Here is a 16,877-nt window from a genome sequence, read left to right as displayed (position 1 = left end):
GGTCAGCGCGCCAATCGTGGCCGAGTGCGCTCCAGTTCTTCCGAGATCGGAATGAACTCCCGATCATCCCCCGGAGGCAGGTGGAACGCGCCATTCGCCCAATCGGCGATTTTCCATTCACGGGTGGCGGCCTCGATCTTTTCCTTCGACGATGACACGAAATTCCACCAGATATAACGATCCTCGTTCAGCGTCGCACCACCCAATAGCATGAGCCGCGCGCCCAGAGGTCCGGCTTGGACCGAAAGGCGGTCACCCGGGCGGAACACCATCATGCGGCCTTCCTCGAACCTGTCACCGGCAATCTCGACCGAGCCCTGCGTGACGTAGACGCCCCGGTCCTCGTGATCGTCCGGCAGGGGGAACGCGGCATCCGGGTCAAGCTGTACGTCCAGATAAAAGGTCTCGGATAACATCGTGACCGGGCTGGTCTCGCCAAAAGCCGAGCCGAGGATCAGGCGGGCACTGACCCCGTTGTCTTGAATGTGCGGCAAGGCGGTTTGTTTGTGATGCTCGAAATCGGGGGCCATATCCTTATGCGCTTCTGGCAAGGCAATTCAGGTCTGGATACCAAACAGGCTGTGTTTTTGGGCACGCGTTTCCACACTGGTGCGCTCCGAATGAGTGACGCCACGCCCGGCGACCATCCAGTTGACCTCGCCTGGGTAAATCATCTGATGGGTGCCAAGACTGTCGCGATGTTCGAATTCACCCTGATACAGGTAAGTGACGGTGCCCAGACCGATATGCGGATGCGGGCGAACGTCGATGCCGCCATCGGTGATGAACTGGGCGGGGCCCATCTGGTCGAAGAATTTTATTCGATAATATGTTTAGGGCCTATCAAATAGCGCCAACCCAGTGGTTTTCTAGGCGGCGCACGGCCAACCGGAGCATCCCGTGGGTATCTCGCAGGTTATCCCGGGGTAATCCAAGAGGCCACGGGGGATAGCGGGCAGGATTAAGCAATCGTAACCCACTCAGGTTTTTGACCCAAAAAGCACACCACCTGATCTTAAGTGATTAAGTGTGCAAACCCGCGCACTCCCTGAGCGTCCCCTGGGGTTCACTCCCCGTTCCTTTGGGCCATCTTAATAGCAGAGCCAAAGGAGTACGCCCCATGTCTTGGAACCCTGCGCTAGACCCCCATTGTCCCACTGGTGACGCCGTGGATGCAATCGAAACCGTAATCGTCCCTCGCGCCCGCGATCTGGGTGGCTTCGAAGTACGCCGCGCCCTGCCGGCGCCGAAGCGCCAGATGGTTGGAAGTTTTATCTTTTTCGATCAAATGGGACCCGTTGAGTTTCTGCCCTCAAAGGGGATGGACGTACGCCCCCACCCTCACATCGGATTAGCAACGATCAGCTATCTCCACCGTGGGCGTATGCACCACCGCGACAGCCTCGGGACTGACTCATGGATCGAGCCGGGTGCGGTGAACTGGATGGTAGCTGGTCGAGGCATCACACACTCGGAGAGAACCGACGATGAAACCCAAGTGGACCCCATGCCGTTCTTCGGTATTCAAACTTGGGTTGCGCTCCCAAAGGACCATGAGGACCTAGACCCCACCTTTGAACACGCCCCTGCCGATGCTTTGCCGGTGTTGGAAAGTGAAGGCAAAGAGGTGCGCCTGATCCTCGGTAACGCCTACGGGGAACGTGCGCCGGTCGAGACGCCTGCAGAAATGTTCTACGCCGATGCTGTCCTTCAAGCAGGAGCAAGCTTGCCACTACCAGATGACCACGAGGATCGGGGTGTGTACGTCGTTGAAGGTTCAGTGACCGTCTCCGGGGATACCTTCAATGCGGGTCAGATGATGGTTTTTCGTCCCGGTGATCGGGTGTCGATGAAAGCGGGTGAACGAGGCGCACGGGTGATGCTTTTGGGCGGTGAGACGCTTGAAGGACCCCGGCATATCTGGTGGAACTTCGTGGCTTCGTCCAAAGAGCGCATCGAGGAAGCCAAGGAAGCTTGGAGGGCCGAGGCGTGGGATAGCAACCCACGGTTCCACCTGCCACCCGGGGATGATCAGGAGTTCATCCCTTTACCGAAGAAGTAGCCATAGCCCAAGCAGCACTCCGTGAGAGAAGTAGCTATGGATGTTGTACAATGTTGCCGCCTTAGTTGAGGTTGTAGCGATGACGGATTTAGCAGTTAAGCCACATAGCCTTACCTCCAAGGCTGAATGCCGCCGATGTTGGAGGATGCGGTGTCAATGGTTTCCCACGCAGCACCAAGGTCATCGCGCGAAACAAATGAGCGCCAAATTCAACGATGCAAATGAGGCGGTAAACCTCTTCAGCGCTTACATCTTTTTTGAACGCACCATAATGAGCTACGTCATTCCGCAAGTTTTTCAGACGGTTCAGAAACACGGTAAAGCTCTTCGGAAGAGTTCCGTTGAATATCAAATCATAGATGATCTTGCTTAGAATGTTAATTTGCCCGGAGAAATTGCATTGGTTCTCAAGAAAGTTCTCCCTTTTGCCCTTTCCTGCGACCCCACGGAGTGCGAGATCACAAGTGCTATAGAGCGCACGTTCAACTGAAGCGCTTGCCGCAATTACTGCCTCCGGGAGTGCATCTCTGTAATAGGCTTGCAGTGCGGATACCGAGGGGGAAAACTCATCGATGCTTCCGGGGGCAACCAACTCACCGTTACTTGAATAATAGCACTGATCGATGTTTCCGTTGCCATTGGAGGTTGGGTCGGAACGCCTACCAAACCTATGCTAGAACCAAATGTTTCGGCTGAGGATTCGTTGGATTGAAGCACTGAAACAATGAGGAAGTTGTCCTTTACACCAATTGCAATCTGAGCTTGCTTGTCTTCATCAGACAGTATGTTGTTTGGTTGAAACGGATGACTTTCGGCTCTTTGGCAATACCGATATCTTCAAACTTAACCTCTTTGATTTCCCCGGCTTTTAGTTTGTAAGTGAACGACGTAGTCTGCTCGCCAAGCAGACCAAACGTTAAGAACGAAAAGAACTCTTTGCTGCCATCTTCGGTTATCTTCAAGTGAGCATCAATTGGGTCGTATACGTCACTGTATTCGCCGACGAGGTCGGCCAGTCGATTTCCATTTGCAAGAAAAAACTTGTCGTCGCCAGCTGTGACCTGAACGCCGCGCAAGTCACCCCCATCGGTGCGGTGATCGACCGCAATCATCCTAGACGGACAAGCTAGGATGAGATCACCCTGTTTGATGGAAACGGCGTCGGGCTACAGAACCTCGCCGTCGCCTCTGTTGTCGCGCATTTGGCGGATGAGACCGGTCTGGCGCGCCGCACCAACCTCTGAAACGAAAAAGCGCGCCTTGAACGGGGCGCGCTTGATCAACTGGTATGTCGGTGTATCAACCCCGGATCATCTTGGAGAACTGGTCAAAGATCGGTTCGTTCGAACAGATCACCTCACCATCCTCAAGCACGCTGCCTTCGGGCTTCAGGGCTTGCACGAAACCACCGGCTTCTTTCACGATGATGATCCCCGCGGCCAGATCCCAGGCGTTGAGACGACGTTCCCAGAATCCTTCGTAACGGCCAGCAGCCACATAGGCCATGTCCAGCGCCGCAGACCCCCAGCGGCGCACACCGGCGCAGGCAGGCATCAGACGAGCCAGGTCCTGCAGTGTTGCAGGCAGGTCCGAACGACCGCCGAAAGGCAGACCGGTCGAGAAGATCGACTCGATCATGCGATGCCGGCCCGAAACACGGATACGGGTGTCGTTCATCCATGCGCCTTCGCCTTTTTCGGCAAAGAACATCTCGTCCTTGGCGGCGTCATAGATCACACCGGCGACAATCTTACCCTTGTGCTCCAGTGCGATTGAGATCGCCCAGTGCGGCAGGCCGTGCAGAAAGTTGGTAGTGCCGTCCAGCGGGTCAACGATCCAGCGGCGGGTCGGGTCTTCGCCAGCGATGGAACCGCCCTCTTCGGCTAGCCAGCCATAGGTCGGGCGCGCGCCCAGCAGTTCCTCTTTCAGGATTTCCTCGGCTGCAATATCAGCCTTGGAGACAAAGTCACCCGCGCCTTTCATCGACACCTGAAGGTTCTCGACTTCGCGAAAATCCTTGACCAACGAACGCCCCGCCTTGCGCGCGGCCTTGATCATGATGTTGAGGTTTGCACTGCCTACCATTGTCCAACGGCTCCTGTTCGGTCAAACCGCGCGTATACTGGGGCAACGCGCCCTTGCCAAGAGGAATGATGCGCATAGCAGATCCGCGTTTCGCACCTATTGCTTCTGCAGTTTGCGCGCCTCGGTTTCAGCCAGTTCGATTAGCTTTTGTACATAGGGTTTTTCAAGATCTTCGGTGCGCACCGCAGCGTAAAGCCTGCGGGTGATCCCGTCTTTAGTCAGTGGACGGGTGACGTAGTCGGAATTGTACTTCACCTCACGCACGACCCAGTCGGGCAGCACTGAAACACCCCTGTTCGACGCCACCAGCAACAGGATCACCGCGGTCAGTTCGACCTGCCGGATCGCGGCAGGTTCGACGCGTGCGGGGATCAGCAACTGGCTAAAGATATCCAGGCGTGTGCGTTCGACCGGATAAGTGATCAGGGTCTGGCCCCGGAAATCCTCGGCCTCGATGAAATCCTTCTGCGCCAATGGGTGCGTTGAGGCCGCAACAAAAACCGCGTCATAGTCGAACAGTTCGATGAACTCGACACCCGGCAGATCCTCGGGGTCGGATGAGACGACCAGATCGACCTCTTCCTTCTGCAAAGCGGGCAATGCGTCAAAAGCAAGTCCCGGACGGATATCGACATCTACATCGCCCCAGGACTTACGGAAGGACTCAAGCACCGGAAACAGCCATTCAAAACAGGCGTGGCATTCGATAGCGATATGCATTCGCCCGGTGCGGCCATCACGCAGCGACGAAAACTCCTGTTGCGTCGCTTCGACCTGCGGCAGAATCTGTTCTGCCAACCGCAACAGGCGCAAACCTGCCGCCGACAGCTTCATCGGCTTGGACCGGCGCTGAAACAGCTCGACCCCGGCCTGATCCTCCAACCCCTTGATTTGATGACTCAAAGCCGATTGCGTAATATTCAACTGGTCTGCTGCACGGGCCAGGCCACCGCATTCATGAATGGCTTTGATCGTACGCAGGTGGCGAAATTCAATGTGCATTGCAATAAGGCTCATGTTGTTCTTGAGTAATATGAGTTTGTCTCACAATGCAGAAACTGGCACAAGTGTCTCAGTTTGGACGTGTGAGGCAATTATGACGAAACCTGAAATCTCATTCGAGTTCTTCCCTCCGCAATCGCTTGAGGCGTCGTTCCGTCTTTGGGACACGGTTCAGACTCTGGCACCTTTGGAGCCGCGTTTTGTCTCAGTCACCTATGGCGCAGGGGGCACAACGCGAGAGTTGACGCGCGAGGCGGTGGCAACGCTGCACAAGTCATCTGGCCTGCAGGTAGCCGCACATCTGACATGCGTTGACGCGTCACGCCAAGAGACACTTGAAATCGCCGATACCTTCGCACGAGCCGGAGTGCAGAGTATTGTTGCCCTTCGAGGCGATCCCCCCAAGGGCCAGGATCGCTTCCAGCCACACCCAGAAGGATTCGCCAATTCGGTTGAACTGATCGAAGCGCTGTCGGAAACCGAGATGTTCAGCATTCGCGTTGGGGCATATCCCGACAAGCACCCAGAAGCGCGTGATTTTGCGGCGGATGTTGACTGGCTCAAGGCCAAGCTGGACGCCGGTGCGGACGAAGCGCTGACTCAGTTCTTCTTCGAAGCCGAGACGTTTTTCCGGTTCCGCGACGCTTGCGAAAAGGCTGGCATCGACAAGCCCATCGTGCCCGGCATCCTGCCGATCGAGAACTGGAAAGGTGCCCGCAACTTTGCCCGCCGGTGTGGAACACATATTCCCGACTGGATCGAACACGCCTTTGAAAAGGCAGTTCGCGATGATCGTGAAGATCTGCTGGCCACCGCTCTGTGTACTGAGCTGTGTTCCGACCTGATCGATGGCGGCGTGGACAAGCTGCATTTCTACACGCTGAACCGGCCGGAGCTGACACGTGACGTGTGCTTTGCGCTGGGTATTACACCGCGGGCCGAACTGCAGAACGTCGCCTGAACCTTCCTGTTAATCATCTTCGCCCGGATCCCGCTCAGGCTCCGGGCTTTTTTCGTGGGGTTGCGGCACTTTTGGCAGCCGCAGCTCATGCAAGAACAATAATCTGCTCTTGGACAGACTGTCCCCTGAGCCGCGATAAATATTCGCAAAATTTGACAAAGCCCTGCACTTCTTCAAACTGAGGTTGTTGTGTTTGTTTAAAGAGTTACTTGGGTATGGAGCCAGTTGAGAAGATAAATGCGCGCGCTGACGCATTGGCGGCTCTGGGATTGGACCAGACAGCAGAGTCCAACGATATCCGGGATGCCTGGCGCCACATCGCATTTCGTGCTCATCCAGATCATAGAAACGGCGACTGCACCCATTTTGCGCGTGCCAAAGAGGCGTATGACTTTTTGCGCCGCGAAGGACTGACCACCAAAGGGAAAACCACCGGCGCGCCCCGGCGGCCGAAGCTGCGCAAACGCGTGATCGAACTTGAAAGCACCGACATAGACGCCTGCCGCATATTGCTGAACACCGCTTTGGCGCACAGCCCGGACGGTGCTGAACCAAACCCAGACCCACACGGCATCGCCGAAGCGGACCATGTCCCCGATGCGGTCGGTTTCTATGGCCGTCATCTGACCTATTTCGTTCCGACCCCGGTGCAGGAAGGGTCGAACCGTGTGGCGCTGCCGACCTCGTTCCTGGCTGCGGCCCGGCGAATGGAAACCGAGGTGCTGAGCTTTCAGTCCAATGATTCCGGTGCGGGTGAGGTCGTGGTTCCGGAAACGATCACAGCGCGAAAATTCCCCGGAGCGAAAAGCGTACGCATAAAGTTCGATGCGGATCAGCAAATGCGGGATGACTTTTGGCTAGCCAGCTGAATAGAAAAAACCCGGCCTGGTGAAGACCGGGTTCATCTTTGACGAGCGGTGGTTTAGTTCGCAACCGGCCCTTCCGAGGTGAATTTCGGAATAACACTTGTTGATGCGCCATCGGCTTCGATCCCCGGCCAGTTTCCTTCAGCAAGATTGATGTTCCCAGGGACATCCTCTTCCCAGAACCCAACAACAACATCCGTGATGTTCAGGTACAGCTTGTCGTCAACAATCCGCCATAGGTTCGGGTTCGCCGGAACCTTTCCGCCTTTAGAGACACCATAGGCGCAGTGGCCATCGTACTGCGGTGCGTAATAAGCCGGGTTTTCAAGGAACTTGTCGCGATTCTCTTCGGACGAAAACGCCCAGGTCACGCCGTTGTACTCTGCCGTGATATCCGCATTACCGCGTACCGCTTCGGGCTGGGACTGGCCAACTGGCACCTGATCCAGGCCGCGATAGGCGACTACGTCATAACCCGACACGGCAAACCCGGTGCCGTCCACATATTGATCCCCGGCAAAAGCCGGAACGGCAAGGGTCAGAGCAGTCGCGAAAGTCAGGGCAAAGCGTTTCATAGGGTCAATCCTTTTGTCCTTTGGGTTTGGCGTTGCAGAGAGAATAGGTATTTTCGCTCCGATGGGCAGTCCTGCTCGCGCCGCTGTGAGGTCGGATGAAAAAACGTGAGAGGTTCGACCCCGATTGTTACAAAACCTCTTTGACATCCGGGGTTGGACTCGGGGCTTTGCAACATTAGCTGTTGTGGCGGACGGACAATTCACTCGAACTTTGCTGAGAAAGACGACAGATGACCGAGCAATCCCCATACACGCCCCCCAAAGTCTGGACCTGGGACAGCGAAAGCGGCGGCCAGTTTGCCAACATCAACCGCCCCATCGCTGGTGCCACCCATGACAAGGACCTGCCGGTCGGGCGCCATCCGCTGCAGCTGTATTCGCTGGCGACCCCCAATGGTGTCAAAGTGACCGTCATGCTGGAGGAATTGCTGGCACTGGGTCATGAAGGTGCCGAATACAACGCGTGGCTGATCAATATCGGCGAGGGCGACCAGTTCAGCTCGGGCTTTGTCGAGGCGAACCCGAACTCGAAAATCCCCGCGCTGTGGGACCGGTCTGGCGATGAACCTATGCGTGTCTTTGAAAGCGCTTCGATCCTGTTTCATCTGGCGGAGAAGTTCGACGCTTTCTTGCCGAAATCGGGCCCCGAACGGACCGAAGTTATGAACTGGGTCTTCTGGCAGATGGGCAGTGCGCCTTATCTGGGCGGGGGCTTCGGCCATTTCTACGCCTACGCACCCGAGAAATGGGAATACCCGATCAACCGTTTTGCCATGGAAGCCAAGCGCCAACTGGACGTTCTGGACCGTCAACTGGCCGAGAACACCTATATCGCGGGTGAAGACTATACCATCGCTGACATGGCGATCTGGCCCTGGTACGGCCAGCTGGTTCTGGGCCGCCTGTACAGCGCGGCCGACTTCCTGGATGTGGCGTCCTATAAAAACGTGATGCGTTGGGCCAAGGCTGTCGATGCGCGCCCCGCGGTTCAGCGGGGCCGTATGGTCAACCGCGCGTTTGGTGAGCCGCACACCCAGCTGCACGAGCGCCATGACGCCAGCGATTTTGAAACCCGCACGCAGGATAAACTCGAAGCCGCAGCGGAATAACAACGCACAGCCCCGCGATCCAACGGGTTGCGGGGTTTTCCTATTTCAGAATTGGTGGCTTGTCCGGGTCGCTGCCTGGTGTGATCTGTTGAACCATCCTTTGTTCGGGCTGCGGCAGGTCGAATTTCAAACCAACACGTGCCAATGCTGCCGCCACGGGGTCATGCGGGCCGAAGAACCCGACATCCATCGCCCCGGCTTCGATACCGGAGAAGGTCAGAGCCTCGGATGCCGCTTTGGCCAGCGCAGATTCAGCGCCTTCAACCGCGCCGACAAAGCCCAGCAGATGCCCTGCGCCTCCATCTTCTGATTTGGTGCCAACCAGAAATGCGGCTTCGGCCAAGCCAGTGGCTGTCGCCAGCTTCGCGTCCAGCGCCTTCAGCAATACATCCGGCAAGCCGGCCGGAGGTTGAAACTCGGCCAGACGTTGGTGCACCTCTTCCGGCGCATGTTCCAGCGTTGTAGCCAGCCAGCCCAGCGCCTCAGCCGGGATCAGCATCGAGGACGGCGCGACCTCGAGGTTCAGTCCAAGACCGATCCCCTGCCCCGCCAGCATCCCGGACAGAACCCGCCCCGAAAGCGCCACGTAGGACACGGGGCGTTCTGCGAACCGGGCCAGTCGGTCTTCGCGATCGAAGGCCAATACGAACCGGCCATCGGCGACATCGAACAGCTCGGGCGTAATGTTTTCATCCTGTGCCTCTTCGGCCAGCAACAGGAACAGTTCGCCGTCGGCGAGCCTTTCGAAGAAGCGCAACCGCGCTGCGTCGTCCTGCGGATTGGCCTCCATAGCGGCGTGGGCGGTATCAAGGGCGGTCGTGTCAGTCATTCAGAACCTCTTGCACCCGCGCGCGCAGAACCGGCAGCAGTTCGGTTTCGAACCACGGGTTATTCTTCAACCATGCCGTATTCCGCCAGGACGGATGAGGCAAGGGAAAGACCTGCGGCGCATGGTCTTGCCAGCCCCGCACCGTATCCGTAACCGAACCGCGTGCACCAAGGTGGTACTTGTGCGCGTGCCCACCGACTAGAATAGTCAGCGGCACCTGCCCCAGCTCGTCCATCACTCTGTTGTGCCACGTTCGACCGCAGACCGGCGGAGGCGGCAGGTCGGCTTTGCGTTCGTTGTAACCCGGAAAGCAGAACGCCATCGGCACGATCGACACGCGAGCGCGGTCATAAAACATCTCCGCATCTATCCCCAGCCAGTCTCGCAAGCGGTCGCCGGACGGATCAGTGAACGGACGGCCCGAGGCATGAACCCGCGCGCCTGGCGCCTGCCCCGCAATCAGCAGCGGTGTGCCGTTCTGAAACCAGACCACTGGGCGCGGTTCATGCGCGGTTTGCGTGGCCCTAAATCTGTCTGCGCAGATGCGGCAGGCTTCAATCTCTTTCTGCAAAGAGTTCATCAGATCGCAAGATTTCCTGTATCAAACTGGTTGACGGTCGAAGTGAAAGATAGTCAACGCGTTGCTGCGGTCCAACCGATGCATTAGTCACAGTACCAAATGGTCGCTTCCACGCGCATTGATCATTTGTTTCATATTTCGACATAATGTAGCCAATATGGACCGGTAAATTCTCCGTTCCCTCACCGGTCGGATCGGTGCAACAAATGCAAGAACAGCAGGTCTTGGATGCTTGAGTTCGAGAATGTCAGCAAGTCCTTCTGGACCGGGACGCGCCGCAAGGTGATCCTGGACCGGGTCTCGTTCCGGATCGAGCTTGGCCGATCCGTCGGCATTCTGGCCCCAAATGGCACCGGCAAGACCACGCTGATCAACATGATGGCCGGGCTGGAAAAACCCGACGAGGGCGTAATCCGCAAATCCTGTCGAATCTCGTTCCCGATGGGGTTCTCCGGCGGCGTGGCAAAAAAACTCTCTGCCCTGGAAAATGCCCGCTATATCGCGAAAATCTACGGTATGGACCCCGACTATGTCGAAGCGTATTGCAAATGGCTATGTGGCCTGGGTGAATACTTCGACCAACCGCTCGGCACCTATTCATCCGGTATGCGGGCACGCTTTACCTTTGCCCTGATGTTGGCGTTGGATTTCGACATGTACCTGATTGACGAAGGGATGCCGGCAACAACGGATGTGGAATTCAACCGAAAGGCGGGCGACATCCTGAAAGAGCGGTTGCGCACAACGACTCTGGTCATTGTATCGCACAGCCCCACCGTTCTCGAGAAGTTTGCACAGCAAGCTGCCGTTCTTCTGGACGGGCAGCTTTACATGTTCGAAACCTTGGAAGAGGCACGACAGCTATATGACTACCAAGCCCAAGGCTAAGAAATACCGCTGGCGACGCGACCGTCAGGACGCGAGCTCAGCGGACGCGCGTGCCGATGCCATTTCGCGCATAAGAAAGGCAACGCAAACATCTGAGGTTGCAAATGATCCTCAGCCCGCGACCGATATAGATGCGATCAAGCGTGAGGGTCTGACCGGGCGGCAACTTCGCGTGGCGCGGCGCCTGGCGCAGAAAAACGGCCTAGCAGCGACGTCGGATTACGACGCGGTGCGACTGCTGCGTCAAAAGGGCATCGACCCCTTCGAGAGGGCCAATCTGCTGGATCTGGCGGCCGAGAAGAAAGACGTGGAAGACAAGGCCAGGGACAAAATCACCATCCAGCTGCCGCAGACGGTCAAAGAATCACCCCAAACCCTGCCGGGCCCCGAGTTGAGCCCTGCAGAACGGCGCAATCTGGAAATCGGTGAAATCCAAAGGGACATCGCGCGCCGTCGCAGACGTAAACTGTTTGCGCTGTTCGCTCGGCTCGCGGTGTTTGTTCTGCTCCCGACTGTGACCGTCGGTACTTATTTCTACCGGGTTGCAACACCGATGTATGCAAGCGACTCGGCCTTTTCGATCCTGCAGGCAGATGGCGGTGGTGCGTCCTTTGGCGGGTTCCTGGCAGGCACCCAATACGCCACCGCGCAGGACTCGGTCGCCACACAGGAGTTTCTGGAATCAAAGGACGCGCTGGTCCGGCTTGAGAACGACACTGATTTCTCGGAGATTTTCAAGCAGGAGTGGATAGACCCGATTCAGCGCCTGCCTCAGGACGCGACGCTGGAGGATACTTATAAGCTGTACAAACGGATGGTCACCATCGGGTATGACCCAAGTGACGGCATCATCCGTATGGAGGTAGCGGCCCCAAGCCCGGAAATATCGGTCGAGCTGTCCTCTCTTCTGCTGTCTTACGCCGAGGAAACCATCAACGGTTTGACTGAATTGAAGCGCGAAGATCAGATGCGCGATGCCCGGGCCGGATTTGAACTGGCGCAGGAAGAACGCAGAAAAGCGCAGGAAGAACTGATTGAACTGCAATTGCAGGGGGCGGTGCTGGATCCGGAAAACGTCCTTGCCGGGCTGCGGGCGCGGATCAATGTGATCGAAATCGAATTGCAGGAAAAGGAACTGCAGCTCGCCGCTCTTCTGGACAACCTGCGCCCGAACCAGGCCAAGGTTGACGGTGTCCGCGCAGACATTCAAAGGCTCGAGGTCGTATTGGCCGAACTGAATGACGAAATGCTGGACGTCTCGGCAGGTGAAAACTCGTTGGCACGGCTGAGTGTGCGGATTCAGATGGCGCAGGCCGACCTTGTGGCACGCGATTTGATGCTGCAAACCGCAATGGAGCAGATGGAAACCACGCGGACCGAGGCCAACCGCAAAGTGCGTTACCTGACGGTTTCGGTGAACCCCGTCGCAAGCGAAGAACCGACCTATCCGCGCAAGTTCGAAAATACGATTTTGGCTTTCCTGTTGTTTGCTGGTATCTACCTGATGATCTCGCTTACCGCGTCGGTCCTTCGTGAACAGGTATCCTCTTAAGACCCATGAAACATGTAAAAATCTCCGATCTCACGGTCGGCAATGATCTGCCTCTGACGATCATTGCCGGTCCTTGCCAGCTTGAAACCGCAGATCATGCCCAGATGATCGCCGGTAAAATGAAAGAGGCCTGCGATGCCGCCGGTGCGCAGTATGTCTTCAAGGCTTCGTATGACAAAGCCAACCGGACATCATTGTCCGGCGCGCGCGGCATGGGGATTGATGCCGGGCTGAAGGTTCTGGACGATATCCGCAAGACGATGGGCATTCCGGTTCTGACTGACGTTCACACTGAGACCCAGTGCGCCATTGTCGCCGATGCGGTTGATGTACTGCAAATCCCGGCTTTCCTGTGCCGCCAGACCGATATGCTGCTGGCTGCTGGCAACACCGGCGCTGTGATCAACGTCAAGAAGGGTCAGTTTCTTGCCCCGTGGGAAATGCCGAACATCGTGGCCAAGATCGAAAGCACCGGGAACACGAAAATCCTGCTGACGGAACGCGGCTCGTCGTTTGGATACAATACGCTGGTTGCCGACATGCGGTCGCTGCCGCAGATGGCCCAGACTGGGTACCCGGTGGTGATGGACGCCACCCATTCGGTGCAGCAACCCGGTGGACAGGGCGGTTCGTCTGGCGGACAGAGAGAATTTGCCCCGGTCATGGCACGGGCTGCGGTGGCGGTTGGTACTGGAGCTGTGTTTATGGAAACGCATCAGGACCCGGACAACGCGCCCTGTGATGGTCCGAATATGATCTATCTGGACCAAATGCCTCAATTGATTGACACATTGATGCGCTTTGATGCATTGGCCAAAGCCAACCCAATTCAGATTTAATCAAGAGCGATAGCATGACCAAACCCATCCCTGAGGTGACCCCGAACACCTGGAGCTTTTTACGCGACCCAATGATAAAACCCACGGGTTTCCGGGAATACGATGCCCGCTGGAAATATCCCGAAGAGATCAATCTGCCCGGTATGACAGCATTGGGTCTGGGTCTGGGCACCCAGATGCGCAAACGCGGGATCGAGCCTGTGATTGCGGTCGGCAATGATTATCGCGACTATTCTCTGGCGATCAAAAACGCGCTGATCCTGGGCCTGATGCAGGCAGGAATCCAAGTCAAGGATATCGGCCCGGCGCTTAGCCCCATGGCCTATTTCGCCCAGTTCCATCTGGACGTGCCCGCCGTGGCCATGGTCACCGCCAGCCACAATCCCAACGGCTGGACGGGTGTGAAGATGGGCTTTGAGCGCCCGCTGACCCATGGCCCGGACGAGATGTCGGAGCTGCGCGATATTGTTCTGAACGGCGAAGGTGATCCGCACGAAGGCGGCTCGTACGAATTTGTGGATGGCGTGAAAGAGGCGTATATCGACGATCTGGTCGGTGATTTCAAAATGTCCCGTCCGTTGAAGGTCGTATGCGCGACTGGCAACGGAACGGCCTCGGCCTTTGCACCGGAGGTTTTTGAACGGATGGGTGTCGAGGTGGTGCCCAGCCACAACCGACTGGACTACACTTTCTCGAACTACAACCCCAACCCCGAGGCCATGGAGATGCTGCACGACATGTCCGACACCGTGAAATCCAGCGGCGCTGACATGGCGCTGGGGTTTGATGGGGACGGCGACCGTTGCGGCGTTGTTGATGACGAGGGTGAAGAAATTTTTGCCGACAAGGTCGGCGTGATCATGGCCCGCGATCTGGCCAAGCTGTACCCCAACGCGACGTTTGTGGCTGATGTCAAATCAACCGGTCTTTTCGCCAGCGACCCCGAGTTGCAGGCCCATGGGGTCAAAGCTGACTATTGGAAAACCGGTCACAGCCATATGAAGCGCCGGGTCAAGGAAATCAACGCTCTGGCCGGGTTTGAGAAATCGGGCCACTACTTCCTGGCCGAGCCGATCGGGCGCGGCTATGACTGCGGCATGCGGGTCGCGGTTGAAATCTGCAAACTGATGGATCGTAACCCGGACAAAAGCATGTCGGACCTGCGCAAGGCGCTGCCGAAAACCTGGTCGACCCCGACCATGTCGCCCTATGCCGCCGACACCGAAAAGTACGACATCCTCAAGCGTCTGGTCGACAAGCTGGTCGCCAAAGCCGACGCGGGCGAGGCGTTTGCGGGTCGCGCGATCAAGGAGGTAGTCACCGTCAACGGCGCGCGGGTCATTCTGGACAATGGCAGCTGGGGGCTGGTGCGCGCGTCCTCGAACACGCCCAACCTTGTTGTGGTCTGCGAAAGCAGCCACAGCGAAGACGAAATGCGCGCCATCTTCGCCGATATCGACGCCGTGATCCGGACCGAACCCGGCGTCGGCGATTACGACCAGACCATCTGATCGGAAACAGAATTGGGGTGCCCGTGGGCGCCCCGTTTTAGTCTCCGCCCAACAGCTTGAGCAGGCCTTTCCTAGCCTCTTCTTCCAGCTTGTTTTTTAAAGCGTCCTCTGCGCTTTCACTGTCGGTCACCACGGTGCCCAACTCATCGCTGACCTTGTCCAGCACCTTTTGCTTGGCGTCGTCTTCCAGGTCCTTGAGTTGCCCCTCGGCTGCGGCTTCGATCACTTTTGTCAGGTCAGGCTTGATGGACGGGTCGCTCCACGGCCCAACAACGCGAACCGGTACCGACAAGCCCTGCCCGGAATTGGCCCTGAGAGCAGTAGGCGTGAACAGATAGTCAATCGTTTGCGCCCCGATATTGACCTGTCCAGTTCCGTCAGCCCGGAAATTATCCAGCGACATCAACAGGTCATTGTTGGTCAGAATACCCTGATCGATGATGAAGCTGGCCGTCAGACTGTTGAACACCGTCGTCCCGCCAGCCCCCTTGCCCCGCCCCATCAGGCGGTCTAGGTCAAAGCCCGAAATTACACCCTGCCCTACATTCAGGCTACCTTTGCCGCTGAGGGATCGCATAATCTGGTCCTCGGTCTGCCCGACGCCCAAAAACTCGAAATCACCGGAAGCTGCACCCGTCAAACGGTTTATCCCGGCCACTGCGGACAGGGCTTGTTTCAGGTCGATGCCTTGGGCGTTCAGCTTACCGCCGACTGACAGACCGTTCCTGTTATTGGCAACCACCTGCCCGTTCACCTGACCTGCAAACAAAGTGGCCGGGCTCATCCGCAGCACCGCCCGCGACCGGTCGAGGCTGAGCGTCAGGTCACTTGGCCCCAATGTCAGTTCTGGTACGGCAATGGATGAAGCCGTCAGGCGAATCTCTCCATTCGCCAAGGCCAAGGCAGAAGCATCGATTGGAACGGCTGACCAACCGCTTTCCGGTGTTGATGTCGTATCGGATTCACCCCCGGTCAGAGTAGGTGGGTCGTTGTAGCGGGACAGGTCGATATCGCCGCCCTTTAGCCGCGCTGTGATTTTGGGTGGGTCCGAAATCTCGATATCCGCCTCACCGGTGAAACGGTTGTGATCCAGCTGCGCCACCAAGTTTCGCAACGATATACGGCCATCACTCGTATAGGTCATATGTCCCGTCACATCGGCGGCACGACCCAACCCCAACGGCACCCCGACACCGTCCTGCCCGAATGCGGCCAGCATCTTTTCTGTACTTTTGGTCTTAACCTCCAGATTTCCGTCCATCTCGCCTGCAGTGTTGACGCGGCCGTCAAACCCGAACTCTCCTCCCGGCGCTGTCAGGGCCAGTTGCAGCGGCGTTACAGCACCCGAGGCGTAGGCGGGCAGGTCCGGGATTTCCAAATCCACCTTCACGTTGCCGCCCGGAACGGCCATCCGCGCCTCCATTATCATAGGAGCAGTCGGGTCAGGCCAGTTGGCGGACAGATCAACATTCGAAAAATCATACGTCGTCGTGCCATTCTCGATATAAAGAAGGCGCGCGTTGGTCAGTTCCAGACGGTCCAGAGTCACCACCCCCTGCGAAGACGCTTCGGAAGGTGCAGTGCCGCCACCAGAGGTCGGCTGAGGGCTGGCGGTGCTTAGCTCCCAATTCCCGCGCCCGTCTGACAGTTCCAACCGTAGGACCGGCTTGTCTGCAATGACTCGACGTATCCGGAAGTCACCATTCCACAATCCGGCAGCATCAACCCCAACCGCCAGGCTTTCGGCACTGAGCATCGGGTCCGGCCCTGCCCAAGGCGCATTGCCGAACGTAACAGGACCGGTCTCAACCCCCAGAACCGGCCAAAAAGACAGGTTCACTTCTCCGGACAGGGTCAACTCGCGGCCCGTCTCCTTTTTGACCTGTTCGACCAGGATCGCGGCCAGCTTGTCGCCCGGCATCAGCAATAACGCGCCGATGACAAGGCCGATGGCGACCACAAACAGGAAGAGAATGCGCAACAGCCACTTCATTTTTCTGCTCTCCGCTTATTGGGCA

Annotated in this window: 16 protein-coding genes and 1 pseudogene; 8 read left to right on the top strand and 9 right to left on the bottom strand. The window is 57.4% G+C overall.

The features are described 5' to 3' along the window. Positions 1–2 precede the first annotated feature (2 nt). Positions 3–815 (bottom strand): annotated as a pseudogene (locus AC2FEE_RS11500) (pirin family protein); the annotation flags it as partial. Between the two features lie 305 nt (positions 816–1,120). On the opposite strand from AC2FEE_RS11500, the gene AC2FEE_RS11495 reads away from it, so the two are divergent. Next, entirely contained in the window at positions 1,121–2,062 is a 942-nt protein-coding gene (locus AC2FEE_RS11495) for a pirin family protein (RefSeq protein WP_496865310.1), read from the top strand. 88 nt (positions 2,063–2,150) lie between these two features. Here AC2FEE_RS11495 and AC2FEE_RS11490 read toward each other — a convergent pair whose 3' ends face one another. From AC2FEE_RS11490 to AC2FEE_RS11475, 4 genes are all read right to left on the bottom strand, one after another. Beyond that, positions 2,151–2,654: a hypothetical protein gene (locus AC2FEE_RS11490; RefSeq protein WP_496865309.1), complete on the bottom strand. Its 504-nt coding sequence runs from the start codon at positions 2,652–2,654 to the stop codon at positions 2,151–2,153. Positions 2,655–2,802: 148 nt separating this feature from the next. Continuing rightward, positions 2,803–3,174: a hypothetical protein gene (locus AC2FEE_RS11485; RefSeq protein WP_496865308.1), complete on the bottom strand. Its 372-nt coding sequence runs from the start codon at positions 3,172–3,174 to the stop codon at positions 2,803–2,805. A 187-nt stretch (positions 3,175–3,361) separates the two neighbouring features. Then, entirely contained in the window at positions 3,362–4,147 is a 786-nt protein-coding gene (locus tag AC2FEE_RS11480) for an inositol monophosphatase family protein (protein ID WP_496865306.1), read from the bottom strand. Positions 4,148–4,243: 96 nt separating this feature from the next. After that, positions 4,244–5,149 (bottom strand): LysR family transcriptional regulator, encoded by a 906-nt coding sequence (locus AC2FEE_RS11475; protein WP_496865499.1) that lies wholly within the window; start codon positions 5,147–5,149, stop codon positions 4,244–4,246. Between the two features lie 94 nt (positions 5,150–5,243). On the opposite strand from AC2FEE_RS11475, the gene metF reads away from it, so the two are divergent. Then, positions 5,244–6,110: a methylenetetrahydrofolate reductase [NAD(P)H] gene (metF, locus tag AC2FEE_RS11470; RefSeq protein ID WP_496865304.1), complete on the top strand. Its 867-nt coding sequence runs from the start codon at positions 5,244–5,246 to the stop codon at positions 6,108–6,110. A 215-nt stretch (positions 6,111–6,325) separates the two neighbouring features. Next, positions 6,326–6,979: a DnaJ domain-containing protein gene (locus tag AC2FEE_RS11465; protein WP_496865302.1), complete on the top strand. Its 654-nt coding sequence runs from the start codon at positions 6,326–6,328 to the stop codon at positions 6,977–6,979. Positions 6,980–7,032: 53 nt separating this feature from the next. Here AC2FEE_RS11465 and AC2FEE_RS11460 read toward each other — a convergent pair whose 3' ends face one another. Continuing rightward, entirely contained in the window at positions 7,033–7,551 is a 519-nt protein-coding gene (locus tag AC2FEE_RS11460) for a YHS domain-containing (seleno)protein (protein WP_496865301.1), read from the bottom strand. 230 nt (positions 7,552–7,781) lie between these two features. Between AC2FEE_RS11460 and yghU the strand changes: the two genes are divergently transcribed. Further along, positions 7,782–8,660, top strand: coding sequence for a glutathione-dependent disulfide-bond oxidoreductase (gene yghU, locus AC2FEE_RS11455; protein WP_496865300.1), 879 nt, complete (start codon positions 7,782–7,784; stop codon positions 8,658–8,660). Between the two features lie 40 nt (positions 8,661–8,700). Here yghU and AC2FEE_RS11450 read toward each other — a convergent pair whose 3' ends face one another. Beyond that, on the bottom strand, positions 8,701–9,489 hold the full coding sequence (locus tag AC2FEE_RS11450) for an SseB family protein (RefSeq protein ID WP_496865298.1): 789 nt from the start codon (positions 9,487–9,489) through the stop codon (positions 8,701–8,703). Next, on the bottom strand, positions 9,482–10,069 hold the full coding sequence (locus AC2FEE_RS11445) for a uracil-DNA glycosylase family protein (protein WP_496865297.1): 588 nt from the start codon (positions 10,067–10,069) through the stop codon (positions 9,482–9,484). Before AC2FEE_RS11445 ends, AC2FEE_RS11450 begins: the two co-directional genes overlap by 8 nt. Before the next feature lie 228 nt (positions 10,070–10,297). On the opposite strand from AC2FEE_RS11445, the gene AC2FEE_RS11440 reads away from it, so the two are divergent. The 4 genes from AC2FEE_RS11440 to AC2FEE_RS11425 are packed head-to-tail and all read left to right on the top strand — an operon-like array spanning position 10,298 to position 14,859. Beyond that, positions 10,298–10,957, top strand: coding sequence for an ABC transporter ATP-binding protein (locus tag AC2FEE_RS11440; RefSeq protein WP_496865295.1), 660 nt, complete (start codon positions 10,298–10,300; stop codon positions 10,955–10,957). Then, positions 10,935–12,509, top strand: a complete 1,575-nt coding sequence (locus AC2FEE_RS11435) for a KpsE/RkpR family capsule polysaccharide export protein (protein ID WP_496865294.1) — start codon at positions 10,935–10,937, stop codon at positions 12,507–12,509. Before AC2FEE_RS11440 ends, AC2FEE_RS11435 begins: the two co-directional genes overlap by 23 nt. A gap of 5 nt (positions 12,510–12,514) precedes the next feature. Then, positions 12,515–13,348 (top strand): 3-deoxy-8-phosphooctulonate synthase, encoded by an 834-nt coding sequence (gene kdsA / locus AC2FEE_RS11430; RefSeq protein WP_496865293.1) that lies wholly within the window; start codon positions 12,515–12,517, stop codon positions 13,346–13,348. Positions 13,349–13,362: 14 nt separating this feature from the next. Continuing rightward, positions 13,363–14,859, top strand: a complete 1,497-nt coding sequence (locus AC2FEE_RS11425) for a phosphomannomutase/phosphoglucomutase (RefSeq protein WP_496865292.1) — start codon at positions 13,363–13,365, stop codon at positions 14,857–14,859. A gap of 37 nt (positions 14,860–14,896) precedes the next feature. Here the strand turns inward: AC2FEE_RS11425 and AC2FEE_RS11420 are convergent, their stop codons facing one another. Continuing rightward, positions 14,897–16,852: an AsmA family protein gene (locus tag AC2FEE_RS11420; protein WP_496865290.1), complete on the bottom strand. Its 1,956-nt coding sequence runs from the start codon at positions 16,850–16,852 to the stop codon at positions 14,897–14,899. Positions 16,853–16,877 lie beyond the last annotated feature (25 nt).

It is taken from the genome of Ruegeria sp. YTSC199 (assembly GCF_059609725.1).
This window is presented reverse-complemented; position numbering and strand designations above follow the sequence as displayed.